Genomic DNA, 18,262 nt, shown 5'->3' on the forward strand with positions numbered 1-18,262 from the left:
CGATCCCTCTGTTTTTTTCGAGTTTATATTTTTGCGATTTCTCCATTAACTCATACTCTCTTTTTGCATTTATAAGAGTCGTTTCACCTGCTTGTTGAGATGACAAAAGAATCCGCCTAAATAGCTTTTACGCTTACAATCTGGAAGGTCATATTGCTTAGATCGAATAGTAACTGATCAGCTACGAATTCTAAGTGATTGGCGACAGATATTTAATCATCATTTCAGTCATTGAATGTGTCTCTATTTTTATAGTCGTATTCAATATTATGCCAAGAAAGCATATTATGGTTTAACAAATAAAGTTAAAAACAATGAAAAAATTAATGATGAGTAAGCAGGGTTTGGTCACGCTAAAATTTGCTAGATCGGCTAGGACATTTGCAATAGCAGTCGAAAGAAATTCAAAATTGAAAATATCTAGTTATCATATCGCCAAAAATATGGTTGATGTTACATAGTAAACCACGGAAGCAAATACGGTATCGTCACTTTAGACTTCGTAAATAACTTTTCTTCAACTAGGGGTTGTGCGATCTTTTTTAGTAATGCACGATTTGTTTGAAATCAAATAACATTTTATTCAATCTTTTACGACAAATAAAAGCGGTGCTTAGGCCCGTTATTTAAAATACAAATTATCATGTATAAATATTATATATTTTTTTTAGTTCTATTCCTTTCTAGGTTATCGTTTGCGCAGCGGATTCACGCCGTTTACGAATACATACCATCTGCAATGGCTACTTTTAAGGAAAATGTTTATTATGATGGAACGGTGAAGATCGCTGTTCGGGATTCGACTCCACAGCAGATTCAAGTACTTGATAAGGATGTGGACGATGAAGTAGCGCCTTCATATTCTATCACAATTGGTTCCGGCAAGAAGTTTAATAGGGTCGTAATGCATCAAAATAATGCCAACCAACAGTTGGAAACCCGTTCCATTCAAGGGGTCAATTATCTAGTGACTGACAAATTTCCGTTATTAGAATGGAACACAGCGTATGGCGATGTTGATACTTTGGGTAAATATGTATGCCACAAGGCGACAGCATCTTATCGGGGAACGACCCTGGTAGCTTATTATACAAATGCCATTCCTGTACCTGTAGGGCCATCGAAGTTTGGCGGTCTACCAGGAATAATTGTTATGCTCTATAATGAAAGCGCTAATCCAAACTACTGGTATCTAAAGGAGGTCAACTACCCTTATAGTGGACGTATCCCAATTGATGATAAGTATATACATTCCTTGAGCAAATTGAGTCTTGAAGAGTTTGTTAAGAAAGAAGACCAATTTAACGAAGAGCATATGCGTATGCTATATAGTAAAATGCCAATGATGGAGGGGGTTAGTGTAGAGAAGCAAAAAGTTAGAGGCGGTGTAGAACAAGTTTATGAATGGGAACATCAATAAGCAGATAGCGACCTTATTTAGTATTCTATTATTCGCTATAGCAACTCGTGGTCAGGTCGCTATCCATGGAAGGATTTGGGCTGCAGGAAAAGCTGTGGGAGGAGTCCGTATTGAACTACGGGGTGATGGCGATAACAAAATGTTGGCATATACGTTCAGCGACGGGCAGGGAAAATATAATTTGCAAACTGTGCGGAGTGGACCATTCTCTTTACTGTTCACTGCACTCAGCTTTAAGCCCGTCTCGCTACCTATCGTGGCATTGCGGGCAGATACGTTGATCGATGTTCAGTTATCGGCTGGAGGTGTGGAGCGATTGCAAGAAGTAATAGTCCATTCCAAACGTCCTTACCGTCTAGGGAAAGATACCATTGAGCTTGCAGTCAAATCGTTTCTGCAGGGGGACGAACGTACCGTAGAGGATTTACTTAAGAAGATTCCGGGTATTCAGGTCGGGACCGACGGCAGCATCAAAATAGGAGATAAGGAGGTGCAAAAAGTAATGGTTGAGGGGGACGATTTTTTTGAAAAAGGCTACCGTTTGCTAACGCAGAGCATGTCTGTTAGGCCCCTAAAAAAAATTCAGATTTTGCAGCGATATTCTCATAATAAACAACTTAAAGGTATTGAAAATTCGGACAAGATCGCACTAAATTTGGAATTGGAAGAGGATAGTAAGGCACAGTGGATGGCGTCTTTAGATGCTCAGATCGTTCCGATTGGACCCAAATATCATCAGGCTAGTGCCAATTTGATGAACTTCGGAAAAAAAAACAAGTATTATTTATTGGGAACTACCAATAACAATGGATTTGATGCCGTCAGCAGTATTAATCACCTGATTCAATCTGGATCGCCTCATGAACCAGGCCAGATCGGTGTGGGAATAACAACACCCACCTTGATAGACAATACTCCAAATATTCCTGGATTTGATCACAAGCGGACCAATTTCAATAATGATAAATTGCTCTCGTTAAATACCATTTTAAATCCTACAGCGCAGCTAAAGATTAAATGGCTCGGTTTTGCAAATCCTACCAAAAAAATATTTTATCGAAATACGGTGCAAGACTATCATCTACAGGATAATCAATTTACCAATACCGAAGATCACCAGTTTAAGAGAAAAATCGATAATTATTTCACAAAACTGGAGCTCCAATTTGAGCCTCACAAGGATGCAATATTGACCTATACAGGTACCCTCGGTTCCCTTGGTAAAATTGATCTCGGTACATTAGTATTCAATGGTGTCCAAAGTGAGGAAAGGACCAAAAGCAATGGTTACGTCACCAACCAAAATATAAGTTATAGTCACAAATTTTCTAATCGTGACGTACTAGTTAGCTCATTACGCTGGATTAAGCAGCAGACGCCAATAGATTATAATATTAATAAATTTTATTATGAAGACCTCTTTGGAGTTAAAGACATCTATGCGGTGCAACAGCACATTGCGAATAATTTAATGTACATAGGTGCCACCACTCATTATGTAAGCCGTAGAAGTAATGGCGATTTTTTTCAACTAGCCTTCAATATGGATTATCAACAACAGCAGCTCAACACCGAATTGAAATTGCTGTCTAATCCAACAGGTTTAGGTGATTCAGTATCCTCTCCTTCGGGATTTTCTAATGCAATGGATTTTAACGTTTTTCAGACTAACATTAATACCAAATATACTTTTAAACGAGGTCTATGGGAATTAACGCCACGTTTGGAGGTTGGTATGGTACAAAACATATTGATAGATTTTGGAAAATCAAAAAGTAAAAATAACGTAGTGCTTTCTCCTGGATTGTCGGGTAAATGGGGGCTTCATGAAAAAGGGCGATTGGAAGCAGACTTTTATTTTCAGCAACAGAATGCTACAAGCACTCAACTAGTTCCCAATTACTATACAACAGGTGTACGTAATTTTATCCGGGGAATGGATAATCTTGCTGCTCTAAGTAGTTCAGGTGCATCGCTAACATATACTTATGGTAGTCTGACAGATCGTTTTTTTGCCAATTTCTCTGCCGGACATCAAATTTTGTTTGATTATGTGGGTATATCAAGCAGACTAGATCCGAATTTCAGCCTTGTTCAACAGGTGTTACTTAAGGATAAAAAAAGCAGCTATTTTAAGGGCGACTTTAATTATTATCTGAGAGCTGTACATGGAAATTTTCGGTTAGATCTGGGAATGAATGCTACAGATTATGCAAACCTTGTAGAAGGAGTGGGCAGCCGTCGAATCCGTGCAGCAAGTTATGATTATGGACTATCGTTTAGAAGCGCGTGGAATTCTAAATTGAATATCTATATGGGGTATACCCTTCAGCACGTTAACTATCGAACAGAAGGTAAACTTATACTAAATAATAGCCGGGGGTTCCTGAATGTATTTTTCAGCATGTCGAAAAATATTCAGTGCAATTTAAAAAATGAATCTTATCGCTTCGGAAGTTTAATGGGGAAGAGATCCAAGATCTATTGTTTTTCGGATTTCACTTTATCGTATGAGATGAAAAAGCACAGAACGAGATTTAACATTATAGCAAAAAACATTTTTAATACGAAGTTTTTTAGAAATGTTGAGCTGACTGATATGTACAATTCTAGCACTGAATACAGACTATTGCCAGGATACATCAGTTTTGGCTTAGACCTTAGCTTTTAAAATTTACATTTGGTATTTTAGAGGAATTGAGAAATGCGCCATTTGATTTTTACAATCAACAGATTATCAAAATCAAATGGCATATTTTTTTATAATTAAGAGCTGCATGAAAGCGTAGAACATCCTGCGATATTGTCGTAGATGGGCGGACGCTTGACAGAAAACTCTGGAAATATTTCTTGATATGGTTTTTCTAAAGCTTGTGTTAGTTTTAATAACATTGCTGTGTTTCCATTACTGATTTCTTCAATACATTGGTAAAGTAAATAGTTTCTTAGTATGAACTTCGGATTTGTTGTTCTCATTAATTCTAGTGACTCTGCTTTTGAAATTGAATTTAAACGCAAACGGTATTGGTACTGGTCAATGAAATCTTTTAGTTTTTTGAGCTTTTCTTCATTCAGAGCAGTGTATGTAATGGGACTGAAATGATCTTTAACATCAGTATCTGCTTTTATTTGTTCCAATTGATTAAAGAATAAGGTGTGATCCATTTCAAGGTCTTGCATCAAGCTTTGCCAGTTTGAGAAAAATAATTCGTCTTCTTTTATGAACTCATTAAATCCAAATTTTTTGCAAAGCATTTTGTTATTGGCCTCTGAAAAATATACACCAAAATTGCTCAATGAATTTTCAAGAAATTTTTCATCATTGATGACGGGGTGGAGGGCATTTGCTAGTTTCCATAAATTCCACTGTCCGATCTGTGCCTGTTTACCGAATGCATATCGCCTTCCTGGCAGATCGGTAGTGTTTGGTGTGAAATTTAAATTATATTCATCCATCATTGCATAAGGGCCATAATCGATCGTCAAGCCCAAAATAGACATGTTATCTGTATTCATTACGCCATGTACAAAACCGACTCTCAACCATTCTACTATTAGGTCTGCTGTGGCTCTACATACAGTTTCAAAAAAATCTTTATATTTATGAGGGGTAGAGGAAACTATAGTGGGGAAGTAATTATCAATAGTAAAATCAAGCAGATCTTGTAATAACTTGTGTTCGCCTTGAGCAAATAGGAATTCAAAATGGCCAAAACGAAGGAATGTGTCTGCGGTTCTTACAACTACCGCCCCTTTTTCGTATTGTGGATTTCCGTTATACATAATATCCCGTATTACATCTTCTCCGGTAAAGGAAAGGCTTAATGCCCTCGTTGTAGGGACACACAAGTGATGCATAGCTTCACTCATCAGGTACTCGCGTACAGAGGATCTTAATACTGCCCTTCCGTCTGCACGTCTTGAGTATGGCGTCTCACCAGCACCTTTCCATTGGATTTCCGTTTTTTTGCCCTTAAGATTGATGATTTCTCCTGCGAAAATTGCTCTTCCGTCACCGAGTTGACCGGCCCAATTACCAAATTGGTGCCCTGCGTAAGCTGTCGCATACGTCTGAATATTTTGGGGTAGTTGAGAGCCCACAAGAAAGTTAAGATCTTTTTCTTCAAATTCTCCAAGACCTATTTCCTTCGAAAGAGCCTCATTAAAAGCAATTAGTTCGGGTTTTTCAAATCCTGCTGTTTCAGTCGTGGCAAATAATACTTTTGGCGTAGCTCTCGGTAAAGGGCTATTGGAAAAATCGCCAGGAAATCTTTTAAGGAAAGGTTGTGTGATCTGTTCAATATTCATACCTCAAATATATTAATTATTAAAGAAAAGACTATCCAATAGTAAGAAGGCCTTACATTTTTTAGAATAATAGAAAGTGAATTATTGGTTAATTCTATTGTCAGTTCTATAATTTACTACTGTTTCTTTTTTGATAAAATAAAAGCAGAGACAATTACGAAACTATTCTTTCGGTTTGAATGTTATCTTTCCGTAAGAAACGATAGTAAAATTTAGCGAGTTATGAGTCTACAAGTTGATAGTGTCGTCAGAGAGATAGAAAATTATGAAGGTAATTTTCATAAGGACGTGATAGAGGGTTTAAATACTTATCCCAAGAAATTATATTCAAAATATTTTTATGATCCTATCGGCGACCGGCTTTTTCAGGACATTATGCAGATGCCGGAATATTATCTGACAGACTGTGAACTCGAGATTTTTAGCACAAGAACATCGCAGATAGCTGAGCTCATCAACTCTGATCATTCTGCTTTCGACCTCATTGAACTGGGGGCTGGTGATGCGCTTAAATCAAGTCATTTATTACGACATCTTAGTAAAAGTGATATTGATTATTCTTATATGCCAATAGATATATCAGGGAATATCCTTAAAGTATTGTGTGAAAAATTATCCAAAGAAATTCCAAACTTAGACACTGTTCCTTTGAAAGGCGAATATTTTGAGATGCTGAATGAGGCAATGAAAATATCCGAACGTCGAAAAGTAGTTTTATTTCTAGGGGGAAACATTGGTAACATGGATATGGAAGAAGCACAACTTTTTTGTGCTGAAATTCGTCGTAGATTGAGTCCCGGCGATTTATTTATTATTGGTTTTGACTTAAAGAAAAATCCTCACACCATTCTCTCTGCATACAATGATAAATCTGGAATCACTTCGGCATTCAATATTAATTTACTTAACCGAATAAACAGGGAGCTGGGCGCAAACTTCGATACACAATATTTTCAGCATTACCAAACTTATGATCCTATCTCTGGAGCTTGTAGAAGCTTTTTGGTCAGTCTAGCAAACCAATATGTACACATTAAAGGAGATTCGATTTTTTTTAAGGAAAATGAATTGATTGACATGGAGATTTCACAGAAATATTCGCTTGAAGAAATTCAACGTGTTTCTTCTTTGGCTGGGTTTGAACTGCTGGTAAATTTGGATGATGATAAAGGTTGGTTTGTGGATTCCATTTGGATGGTAGCGTAATTATAATCGGTTATGAAAAATATAAATTCAGCATTTAGCCTAGTGCCACAAAAAGAAGTGTTAAATGCAAGGTATCTTACTATAAGAGGCTATTCTGAAGAAATCTGCCAACCGTTGGAAATTGAGGACTATGTAGTTCAGCCAATAGTTGATGTTAGTCCTCCAAAATGGCATCTTGGGCATACCACATGGTTTTTTGAAACCTTTATATTGATTCCTCATTTGCCAAATTATCAAGTTTTTGATGACGAATACAACTTTGTTTTCAACAGCTATTACGAAACAATAGGTTCCCGTGTGATTCGAACGGACCGAGGTAATCTCAGTAGGCCATCAGTAGGAGACATCTATAATTACCGCCGATACGTTGACAAGCATATGATCGAATTTTTGGATGGGGGATTTTTGACACAAAATCTTGTTGGTATCTTTGTCTTGGGTTTGAATCACGAACAGCAACACCAAGAATTGCTGCTCACGGATATAAAATATATATTAGGGCATAATCCTCTTTTTCCTCCCTATAGCAAAGAAATTACGTCACCCGAATGCAAGAATTACGACAGAGAGTATGTTAGATTTGAGGCTGGAATTTATGAAATTGGATTCGAGGGACAAGGTTTCTGTTTTGATAACGAACTGGGACGGCATAAAGTCTACCTAGATGATTTCGAAATTGAGAATACCTTGGTCACAAATCAGCAGTTTCTTGAGTTCATAAAAGCTGGGGGATATTTAGATTTTCAATTTTGGCATGCAGAAGGATGGGATTGGGTTAAAAAGCATCAAGCAAAAGCGCCTTTGTATTGGCATATGATTGATGGGAAGTGGATGAATTATACCCTGAACGGATTGACGGATATCGACTTAGAGGCCGCGGTTTGCCATATTAATTTCTATGAAGCTGCTGCGTATGCGTCTTGGAGAGGTATGCGACTTCCGACAGAGGCGGAATGGGAAGTCGCAGCCGACCACATTAGTTGGGGAGAACGTTGGGAATGGACAAGTTCGGCTTATCTTCCTTATCCAAAATTTAAAAAAGAGGCGGGTGCAGTAGGTGAATATAATGGCAAATTTATGATTAATCAAATGGTGTTAAGGGGCGCTTCATTAGCTACACCAAAGGGCCATAGCCGCAAGACTTACAGAAATTTTTTTCAAACCGCACATCAGTGGCAGTTCACAGGAATTAGATTAGCCAGATAATATGGTCGAGATCGACTCAGTTTCTAAATCATTTAACGGTAAGGCGGCCGTTGATCACATATCAATAGAAGTGAGAGATGGTGAATTTCTTGTTATTTTGGGTACCAGTGGTTGTGGTAAAACCACTACTTTAAAAATGATTAATAGGCTGATTGAACCTGATAAGGGTAAGATTTTTATCCGAGGTAAAGATATATCCAAAAGGAGGCCGGAAGATTTGCGTAGAGAAATTGGTTTCGTAATGCAGCATTCGGGTCTTTTTCCCCATTATACGATAGCCAAAAATATTGCTGTGGTTCCAGAATTGCTGAACTGGCAAAAAAATAAAATTAAGGATCGTACGGTTGAGCTTCTTAGCAAATTAAATTTAGGAGAGGATCTGTTAAAACTCTACCCACATCAATTGAGCGGAGGGCAACAACAGCGCGTAGGTATAGCAAGGGCGTTAATAGCCAATTCCCCTATATTGTTGATGGATGAACCCTTCTCGGCACTGGATAACATGACTAGAAGTGGCATCCATGCCGAATTCAAATTGTTGGAAGAGATCCGAAGCAAAACTATTGTCTTGGTTACACATGATGTGCCTGAAGCTTTTGAACTTGGACATCGTATCTGTTTGATGGATCAGGGAAAGATTGTACAGATTGGAACACCTAAAGAGCTACTATATAGTCCAGCAAATGAATTTGTGTTTGATTTTTTTTTAGAAAATCGCTTACTGTTGGAGTATAAAGTAACGATGCTACATGAATTAAAAGGAATTATAGCGTTGGATCATTTCATCGATAACTATGGTTTTTCTGAAAACACAGACCTATGGCGTGTTTTACAGGTGTTAAGTGCACGTGCGGATGCCATACTAGACTATGAATGTATGATAGTTGCATTCAACACGTATAGAAAACAGCAGGTGGTATGACGGATCAAACTCTTTGGCAATTCGCACTTGAGCAGCAGGAAAAGTTATTGATACAGATCTGGCAGCATTTAGAACTTACATTTTTATCTCTGACATTTGCCATTCTTATTGGAGTACCTTTGGGAATATTGATTTCGAGGAAAAAGAAATTTGCTGCTATTGTTTTAGCTTTTGCAGGGATTTTACAAACTCTTCCTAGTATTGCATTGCTGGGGTTTCTTATTCCAATCCTAGGTATTGGTCCTATTCCAGCTATTGTTGCACTTATTATATATGCACTTTTACCCATTATTAGAAATACTTATACTGGAATCACTAGCGTAGACCATAGTATCTTGGAATCAGCCAAAGCTATAGGTATGACCGATTGGCAAATACTATTCAAAGTTCAACTTCCCCTGGGTATACCGGTGATTGTCGCCGGAGTTCGGACAGCCGCAGTGATCAATGTAGGCGTCGCAACCTTAGCATCATTCGTTGGGGCCGGCGGATTGGGTGAATTTATCTTTGGTGGTATATCACTCAATAACTCCAATATGATCTTAGCGGGAGCTATTCCCGCTGCATTACTTGCGATACTTTTAGATAAAGGTATCGGATTGCTACAAAATTCAATCGCTAATTTCAGAATTTTTCTAATCTTTATTTTGCCCAGCTTTCTTCTTATTCTTGCTATCCTCTATATAAGAACAAACAGTGTTAATCGGCAGATAAAAGCTGGTTTTACACCCGAATTTATGGGGCGCCAGGATGGTTACTTAGGCCTCCGTAGTGTTTATGGTCTAAAAATAAAACCGCTTATCATTAGCGATGCGATTATGTACAAAGCCGCTTTTGAAAAGGATATCGATCTTATTAGTGGATATTCCACTGACGGTCGCGTCAAAGCTTATGATCTGTTTGCATTGAAAGATGACAGGAATATTTTTCCGCCCTACTTTGCCGCACCGATTGTCAAGGTAGCGACGCTCAAGAAATTTCCACAATTGGAAGAGACAATAAATCTATTGGCAGAGAAGTTCACTGATTCGGTGATGATTAGCCTTAATTATAGGGCTGATTTCCTAAAACAGACGCCTGAAAATATTGCCAAGGACTTTTTAGTGCAAAACAAACTCTATAGACCATCACGCCGAGGTCAGGCTGGTACCGTCAGGATAGGTTCTAAAATTTTTGGGGAACAATACATTTTGTCGGCCATTTATAAAATTCTCCTTGAAGGGTATACCGATTATAAAGTGGAGACAAAGACAGGACTTGGCGGAACCAAAATTTGCTTTGATGCTTTGATACACGATGCCGTAGACTTTTATGTGGAGTATACGGGGACAGGGCTTTTGGTATTACTGCAGCCGGAGCAACAAATTATATCCAATGTGTCCAAAGATCCTGCTGGCACCTATAACTATGTAAAGGGTGAATTTGAGAAGAGATTTGGCATTACTTGGCTAAAACCTCTTGGTTTTAATAATGCATACGCTCTAATGATGCGGCGTTCTCAAGCTGAACAAAATCATATCCAAAGTATTAGCGACTTAAAAAAATACGAATAACCGAAAAAGTAATTCCAACATTTACTTCAAAATGTAAATAATTGAAACTATCAATGCTCTGACATTGTTTCAAGAACATCGCAATATAGCTTATTGTGGTATAAATTAAACTACATAGCTATGAAAATTTATTATGGAGAGGATTGATCAACAAATCCTGGGAGCATTGCACCGTTGACAACAAACACGTTACCTATAAAAAGACTCGCGCTTAATGTCAGGCCACTTTGAGTTAGTGGCTTAACATCGTTATAATTTGATGATAATGGAGTCGAATTGCTTTCAATTGATAGGATGTGATGAATTTAAATTATATTTCTACGTGTTCGAACTATTTGCTTGTTAAGCTTGTTGATAAGTTAAATGAAAAATATTATTATGTTATCTAATTATAAAAACATCATTCAGATCTCTTTATGGGGCATATTTTTGATAAGCTTTGTTTTTACAGGTTGCCGGGACCGCAATACTAAAAATCAGCCGGCAGGGAAAGAAGTCTCTAAAATGAAGGAGCAGGCTGAGAATACAGATTTTACACTTGCGTTCCTTAATGCCCTCTTCTATGAGGAGGATTTTGAGTCCTCTTTAAAATCCCAATTGCAACTCAGTCAAAGGCAGATTGCTGATTTAAAGGTAGCAGCGAGTACAGCTGTGGAAAAACTTAGCGAGGAGGATGAACCTTCCAGTAAATCATTTAAAGAGTCTATAAACCAGGCCACGACTCAAATTGTAAAAATACTCGGTAATCAAAAGGCTGCTCAATTCTTTCATTTTATAACTGCACGTTATAATGATGGAAAAAATACGCTACCAATTGAGCCAAATCATATTCCTGAAGACACGCGTATTATTGTAAATGGACCAGCTTTTCGAATGGATGTATTTCAGCAGGGTAAGCTAGTTAAGACCTACAGTATTGCTATTGGATATCCCGAGTTCCCGTTGCCTACTGGTGTACGTAAAGCGACCAACATCATATTTAATCCTACATGGACACCTCCGGATGAGCCTTGGGTGAAAGGTAAGGTTAGTCCGGGCGAGAAAGTCCCTGCTGGAAGTAAACTAAACCCTCTTGGGCCCATTAAAATTCCCATTGGTATGCCGTCTTTGATCCATGGCGGAAAAGATGTATCCAAATTGGGAGCGTTTGCTTCTCATGGTTGTGTTGGTCTTACGGACGGTCAGGTGCAGGATTTTACAAAATTTTTGTCCTTAGTAGCAGGAAATCCGATTTCGGCAGAGGCAATCGCTAATTACGAAAAAAAGGATACAAAAACTGAAACTGTAAAATTAAAGCAACCTGTATTAGTAGAACTTCGATATGAAACCATTGTTGCTCAGGATGGAGGTTTGCATATCTTTCGGGATGTTTATGAGCGTGGTACAAATACCATTGAAAATGCGACCCGTGTTCTTGATAAATATAATATCAAGCTAGAGAAGCTCAGTGAGCAAGAGCGCACTAGCTTAATGAAAGGTTTGGAAGATATGAATCAGGATGCGCGTGGTAATAAAATTGCCGGCGTTGACAATCCGGAATCATCCTCAACAGGCGATAGTGCAAAAGAACGAGCCGCTGATAAAGAAAGCCGAAAAGACAAAGGCCAAGTAACGAAAAAGGTAGTTGGCCAGAAAGAAATCGTTGTTAGAATTGCAGCATTGAAAGGTAAAGGATATCCACTTCCTGTAGACATTAATTCAGGGAAATAAATAAGTTCTAATTGCTTATTAGCACCCCCATGAAACTTTATGCTACAAGTATCATGGGGGTGTTTACATACCTTTTTATTTAATTTTGACGAGTTCCACACGTCTGTTTTTAGACCTGTTGTCTTCTGAGTCGTTAGCGACCAAAGGACGGTCTGCACCGTAGCCCTTAGCTGATAATCGGGATTTATCAATTTTCTGAGCAATGAGTGCATCCATCACAGCTTTTGCACGATCACTAGAAAGCTTTTTGTTGTGAGCGCTATCGCCAATATTGTCCGTGTGCCCTTCGATTGCGATTTTTAATGAGGGATCATTTTTTAGCGCTTCGGCAATCTGAATGACCAAATCGATTCCTGACGTGGTAATACTTGATTTATCCGTATCGAATGTGATATAAACGATCGATTTACCTGTTTCAGAGAGATCTTTTGTGATTTCATCTGCTGTAATTTTTTTTATCGTTTGTTTGAAATCATTCTCTTGAAGAATATTAAGTTTGGCTCCAGCATTGTTGCACGTATATTGAATAAATATATTACCTTGATTTTTGGTTCTAATAACATAAACTCTGATTTGTTCATCAACATATCCGATGTCACCTTCATCACCTTTGTGTGGATCCTGCTTATTGTATCGATCATACTCTTCCCTTGTAATGGTGCCATCAAAAACTTTTACAGCGCCGATAGACGCTAAATAATCCTCCATGCTTTTTTCAAAATAGCGTTGTGAAAATTGAGTACCTTGCTCATTTGTTATATTTGCTTTATAGAGTCTACCTTCGAATGGTTTCATAACTCCGTTGATGGCAAAATAGCAAACATCAAAGTCTTTTTTAATGGGCTGGTTCATCTCTTTGTAACCTTTTGGCGGAGTAAAAAATGGGAACACGCCGATATCACTCTCTGAGTACGGGATACTTGCAAGATCAAAGCTTGTTGTTGTGTCAATTTTTGTAGGCGCTTCTTCAATCGTTCTTTCCTGTGGAGTTGGCGGCGGGGTATTATCTTTTACCTGTTGGGTGCATGAGGCAACTGCCCATGCAGATGTCAATAAAAGTATTGTGCTTTTCATATTTTCTTTATTTTAGCTGTGGCAAATTTTATGCCTAAAACGTTGACATATTTGTCAATTGGATTGAAATGCGGAGCAATTCTTTTTCTTTTACGCAGCTCCTATTGAAGTCTTTAGGAAGCTGCAGGAGTAAAGTTGTTGAAGCATTTTAGTATAAATTCCTATTATTATGGAATCCGTTTAAGCTCGTTTCTTGTTCATGGTTTTCACTCTCTCTTTTCTCAAACAGTAAAAATAAATAGCAATAAAAATCATCACGTAGAGGTTTGACTGTTGCTAAAATAAATGGAGACAAGGTAATTTATATTAAAAGATTTGGCTATCGTGATTTCGCCAATAAATTGGCTGAAAATTTCTATTTTTAGATCCTCAACCTTATATAGTATAGTTAAGTCAACAAAGATAACCCGCACACAAAAACTAATGGATAAAAGCACAAAAATTATTATCTTTATTTTCTGTATCTTCAAACTGACACTTCATATCATTGCGGGTATACATTCAGGATTTCAGGGAGATGAGCTACTGCATATAGCAACCGGAAACCACCAAATATGGTATGGCAATACGTACATGACTTTCCAGCTTTGCATATGTTTGATAGACTTTACCTGACGCAATTGGATGATCTTACTTTCACTGAAGTAGTATCTGGTCTCTTTTTAGATATCAACCCGATTACATCTATCATGCTACTTCCTACATTTATTTTCATTTTAGGAGGTCAAAAAATAAAACATCATTACCGGCCCTTAGCGACTTCAATTTTATTTTCTGTTCTATTTTTAGCGTATTCTAAAGGCAAAGCCTATTACTTTTTCCCGATTGTTCTAACATTATTGCCATTTGTGGGTGTTTTTTTTGAGCGTATCATTATGCCTCGAAGAAGGTGGTTGTTATATCCATTAGGTTTTATTTTATTATTAGGAACTATGTTGATTCCTTTTGGTCTACCCATTTATTCTTATGCCCACTATATAGATACTATTCACAAATACCTTCCTAAAAACGTGAAAAATGGTAAGGAGGTTCTTCCTATGCAAGAATACATTACAAAGCAAAAGTGGGAAAGTACTATGCAGGAGTTACGATCCGTTTATGACAGTTTGCCTGCAAATGAACAGTCGAACTGTCTCATTTGGGGTAAACATTATTCTCAGGCTGGCGCTATCGAGCTGATGAAGAGTACATACAGGCTTCCGAATGCCTTTTGCTACCACGGTAGTTTCTATAGTTGGGCACCATTTGGACAAATGCCAAAAACTGTAATAGCCATTTGTTACAACGATACCAGCGAAGAGTTTTTTTATCCTTTTTTTGAAGAAATCATTCCTGTGAAAAAGTTATATAGTCCATATGCCAGTAACGAAGGATGGGTGCTACAGACGATTTATATCTGCAAAAAACCTAAACAAAACTTTGACAAATTGAAAGATCATTTTACAACGAGAATATTTGAATAAGCAAACCTATAGATAGGGATGTTATATTTTTTCCAACAATCATTTGTTAATAAATTTAAATCCTCTTTAGTCTTCAAAACCGTATTGTCACAATCTCAAATAGCGATGGCCATTCTGCTATTTCTGATTATGATCACGTCACTGTTATTTTCTTATCCCAAAATAACACTAGAAAAAATTTTTTTTATTTAAATTTAGCTGAATCCAGGTAAGACAACTAATAATCTCGGGCAATGCATACTTCGTATCTACACCTTTTAACATCTAAAAAGAATATTAAGTGTTATTTTTTTATAGCTATTTTTCTTTTATGTACTAATTTGAATCAGCTTTTTGCGCAGAAAACAACTGCTCTATTAAAAGAGAAAATTGAACGAATAATTTCAACGAAGGATATGAGGGTAGGAGTTTCAATTTTAGCAAATGATGGTCAGGATAGCATTTCAATAAACGCTGAAGAGCATTATCCTTTACAAAGTGTTTTTAAACTGCATATTGCTCTCGCAGTGCTCTCAGAAGTAGACAAAGGTAAGTTGTCATTAAACAAAAAGATAAAAGTTACTGAAAGGGAACTTCTCCCTGACTTTTGGAGCCCGCTTAGAGACGAACATCCAAAAGGGGGTGATTTTACGATTAAGAAACTAATCCAATATTCTGTTTCTCAAAGTGATAATGTGGCTTGTGATGTGCTAATTCGCTTGTTAGGCAAACCGAAGACAGTGGAGGACTATTTCAAGAAAAACCATATTATTGATAATTTTGAAATTAACTATACCGAAGAGGATATGCAGTCTAAATGGGAAAATATGTTTCAAAATTGGACAACAGCTAACGCTGCAAGTGAGCTTTTGATGAAATTCTATGCCAATGGAAATAATCTACTATCCCAGCATAGTTATGATTTTGTTTGGAAAACTCTGAGAGAAACAAATACTGGTGAAGACAGGCTAAAGGGAGCTTTACCAAAAGGAACGGTAGTAGCACACAAGACAGGATATTCTGGCAAAAACAGCGAAGGAATTACGGCCGCTTTTAATGATATCGGTATAGTGTTTCTCCCTAATGGTAAGTATTTTATTATCAGTGTTTTTGTGGCGGATTCTAAAGAGAGCAATGAAGTTAATGCACAAATGATTTCAGCTATATCAAAGGCGACTTGGGATTTCTATTTGGAGAAATAAATTGGAGTGTACGAAATTAATGTTAGATTAAACCTGCTTTTAGGAGAATGATTAGGAGATAGATGGATGTTATTCTTGTGCAAAGAAATGAAAAAATCAGCTGTAAACCAATATGTTATCGATAAATTTTCTCATTTTAATTTGAATGAGGAGGAACTTTTTGAACTTAACAAGATTTTAATCTTTAAAAGATTTCGTCGAAAAGAAATTATTTTTTCATATGGCGAACGCGTCACTACAATCGCTTTAATTATTGAGGGCGCTGTATATTCAAGTATCCTACAGCCGGATGGTACCACCCGTATTACCAGTTTGCATTATCCTTCATCTCTGGGAGAAATAATTTTTAATTTTGAAGATTACCTTCAAGACCGACCATCTAAGAAAGATTATCGGGTACAGGATGACTGTTTGCTATTGATGCTGGATATTCCAGCAGTTAAACGTCTGTATGAGCAATTTCCAAGATTTTATCAATTGGAACTAATGATTATTCAACCAAATTTCGTCACGGCACTGAAAAATATCGAGATTCTACAATCAAAAAATGCAGCAGATAAAATAAAACTATTAAAATTTCATGCGCCCGAAGTATTTAAATTATTTCCTTATGGTCATATCGCATCATATCTTGGAATACATCGGAATACGTTCAACAATGTTATATCAATTTTATAACTATTATACGATAAAATGCACAATTTTGTGCATTTTTTTAACGCTATTGTGATGTTAATTTGCTTCATGATTTGTAAAATGACTGAAAACAGTATTGGTATCGCAGTGGCAGATGATTCGCCAATTCATAGAAAGCTCATTTCTATTATTTTAAAAAGGGATCCACGTTTCCATCTTCATGGCGTTTTTAACAATGGGAGCGATTTAATTTTGGCAACCGATCAAATGGATCTCAAGCCTAGTGTATATTTTCTTGATATTTTGATGCCTATTAAGAACGGACCTCAAACTACTATTTTGCTGAAAGAGCTGAATCCGAACGCTTTAATTTTTGGATACACTAGCCTGTTTTGCAGTCCAATGGTGGACCAGATGTATTATAATGGTGCGAAGAAGATATACCAAAAAGGGGAAAAATCTCTTCAGTTAATTTTCGATGAAATATACGAATGCTGTATCTTAGAGTGGGCAGAATGATACCTTCCTTACGGCAGTATCAATATATAAAAAAATACGATCATTATAATTAGATTAGAAAGAAGTATTCGCCGATTGGTTGTGTCCTACCAGATTATGTAACCGTCGAAGACGGGGAGGCTGAAATTAAATTTTGCAAAAAATGAATGTTGTTAAATATGTAAAGGTTTATATGAATTTAATGGATCCAAAAGCGTATATTCTTAACTTGACGAATGGGGCAGACCAAAATAATAGGGGTGGTTTCAATAAAAGCTTTTATCGTTTCATTGCATTTATTTTGATGTTAGTACCGTTAAATTTATTTTCTCAAAATATTGTTAGCAGAAAAAAATACACTTATCAGATTAGAGAAGAGATTGGGGATTTAAATAATGACGGTAAAATGGATAAAATTACCGTTAATATGGATACAACTGATGATTCACAACCGTTGAGATTACAAATATTTCTATCTGGAAATCAGGGGAAGTTAACCTTAGCATTAACTTCAGATCAAGCTATTGAACCGCAATATCCAGTCGAAAACCAAAGAAAGTACAATGGTTTTCAAGTGCCCGATTTTATTATTGAAAAAGGAATTTTAAAAATGTGGCAAGAAATTAAAGGTGGAAATATAACCTATCACTTCAAGTACAATAGAGGTAATTTCGAATTGATTTATGTTGAAAAACTTACTAGTGATATCGCCAAAAGCTATTTTGACGAAAACACGATCTTTACTGAAACTAAATTTGATCTCATACGCGGAATAAGAACCGAAACAGATGAGCACTTTGGATCAGGCAAAGTACTTAGTATACGAAAGAAGACAGTTTTGATAAGGCCTTTGCCAAGATTACAGGATTTCAAATTTTCCGATAAGAATCGATATTGAGGATTGCTCGTTATTTCCCAAATAATTCGACATGTGGAGTGGTTTTTCTTTTGTTTTAGCCGTGATCAGGTAGTTGCATGTTATTTTAAGATATACTGTAAATAATCGAAACTTTTGTGTGAAGGCCAGCGTTACATTAAGTAGCATTGAAATATTGATCATTGAAATATTACATATTCGAATAATC

The 18,262-nt window shown here is 36.9% G+C and carries 14 protein-coding genes; 12 read left to right on the plus strand and 2 right to left on the minus strand.

Annotated features, from left to right (window positions below):
• Positions 1-643: 643 nt before the first annotated feature.
• Together B2W36_RS14705 and B2W36_RS14710 are read left to right on the plus strand one after the other, a co-directional pair.
• On the plus strand, positions 644-1,420 hold the full coding sequence (locus B2W36_RS14705) for a GLPGLI family protein (RefSeq protein ID WP_293880767.1): 777 nt from the start codon (positions 644-646) through the stop codon (positions 1,418-1,420).
• Positions 1,401-4,091 (plus strand): carboxypeptidase-like regulatory domain-containing protein, encoded by a 2,691-nt coding sequence (locus tag B2W36_RS14710; protein WP_293888359.1) that lies wholly within the window; start codon positions 1,401-1,403, stop codon positions 4,089-4,091. Before B2W36_RS14705 ends, B2W36_RS14710 begins: the two co-directional genes overlap by 20 nt.
• Before the next feature lie 95 nt (positions 4,092-4,186).
• Here B2W36_RS14710 and B2W36_RS14715 read toward each other — a convergent pair whose 3' ends face one another.
• Positions 4,187-5,728: a protein adenylyltransferase SelO gene (locus B2W36_RS14715; protein ID WP_293888361.1), complete on the minus strand. Its 1,542-nt coding sequence runs from the start codon at positions 5,726-5,728 to the stop codon at positions 4,187-4,189.
• A 222-nt stretch (positions 5,729-5,950) separates the two neighbouring features.
• On the opposite strand from B2W36_RS14715, the gene B2W36_RS14720 reads away from it, so the two are divergent.
• The 5 genes from B2W36_RS14720 (at position 5,951) to B2W36_RS14740 (ending at position 12,325) form a co-directional block, all read left to right on the plus strand.
• A complete protein-coding gene (locus B2W36_RS14720) occupies positions 5,951-6,934 on the plus strand; it encodes an L-histidine N(alpha)-methyltransferase (RefSeq protein ID WP_293888363.1) in 984 nt (327 codons plus the stop codon).
• 12 nt (positions 6,935-6,946) lie between these two features.
• Positions 6,947-8,140 (plus strand): ergothioneine biosynthesis protein EgtB, encoded by a 1,194-nt coding sequence (gene egtB / locus B2W36_RS14725; RefSeq protein WP_293888365.1) that lies wholly within the window; start codon positions 6,947-6,949, stop codon positions 8,138-8,140.
• A 1-nt stretch (position 8,141) separates the two neighbouring features.
• The gene (locus tag B2W36_RS14730; RefSeq protein WP_293888367.1) at positions 8,142-9,062 is read left to right on the plus strand and encodes an ABC transporter ATP-binding protein; all 921 of its coding nucleotides are present in this window, start codon (positions 8,142-8,144) and stop codon (positions 9,060-9,062) included.
• A complete protein-coding gene (locus B2W36_RS14735) occupies positions 9,059-10,615 on the plus strand; it encodes an ABC transporter permease/substrate-binding protein (RefSeq protein ID WP_293888369.1) in 1,557 nt (518 codons plus the stop codon). Before B2W36_RS14730 ends, B2W36_RS14735 begins: the two co-directional genes overlap by 4 nt.
• Before the next feature lie 378 nt (positions 10,616-10,993).
• On the plus strand, positions 10,994-12,325 hold the full coding sequence (locus B2W36_RS14740; RefSeq protein ID WP_293888371.1) for a L,D-transpeptidase: 1,332 nt from the start codon (positions 10,994-10,996) through the stop codon (positions 12,323-12,325).
• A gap of 75 nt (positions 12,326-12,400) precedes the next feature.
• Here the strand turns inward: B2W36_RS14740 and B2W36_RS14745 are convergent, their stop codons facing one another.
• Positions 12,401-13,399, minus strand: coding sequence for an OmpA family protein (locus B2W36_RS14745; RefSeq protein ID WP_293880749.1), 999 nt, complete (start codon positions 13,397-13,399; stop codon positions 12,401-12,403).
• A 593-nt stretch (positions 13,400-13,992) separates the two neighbouring features.
• Here B2W36_RS14745 and B2W36_RS14750 point away from each other — a divergent pair.
• The 5 genes from B2W36_RS14750 (at position 13,993) to B2W36_RS14770 (ending at position 18,075) form a co-directional block, all read left to right on the plus strand.
• A complete protein-coding gene (locus B2W36_RS14750; protein WP_293888373.1) occupies positions 13,993-14,862 on the plus strand; it encodes a hypothetical protein in 870 nt (289 codons plus the stop codon).
• Positions 14,863-15,095: 233 nt separating this feature from the next.
• Positions 15,096-16,043, plus strand: coding sequence for a class A beta-lactamase, subclass A2 (bla, locus tag B2W36_RS14755; protein WP_293880745.1), 948 nt, complete (start codon positions 15,096-15,098; stop codon positions 16,041-16,043).
• An 87-nt stretch (positions 16,044-16,130) separates the two neighbouring features.
• The gene (locus tag B2W36_RS14760) at positions 16,131-16,721 is read left to right on the plus strand and encodes a Crp/Fnr family transcriptional regulator (protein ID WP_293880743.1); all 591 of its coding nucleotides are present in this window, start codon (positions 16,131-16,133) and stop codon (positions 16,719-16,721) included.
• 78 nt (positions 16,722-16,799) lie between these two features.
• Entirely contained in the window at positions 16,800-17,198 is a 399-nt protein-coding gene (locus B2W36_RS14765) for a response regulator (protein WP_293888375.1), read from the plus strand.
• Positions 17,199-17,340: 142 nt separating this feature from the next.
• Positions 17,341-18,075, plus strand: coding sequence for a hypothetical protein (locus tag B2W36_RS14770; RefSeq protein ID WP_293880739.1), 735 nt, complete (start codon positions 17,341-17,343; stop codon positions 18,073-18,075).
• The last annotated feature ends 187 nt before the right edge of the window (positions 18,076-18,262 follow it).

Source organism: Sphingobacterium sp. UBA3549, from assembly GCF_002376635.1.
In the GTDB taxonomy this organism is placed as follows: Bacteria; Bacteroidota; Bacteroidia; order Sphingobacteriales; family Sphingobacteriaceae; genus Sphingobacterium.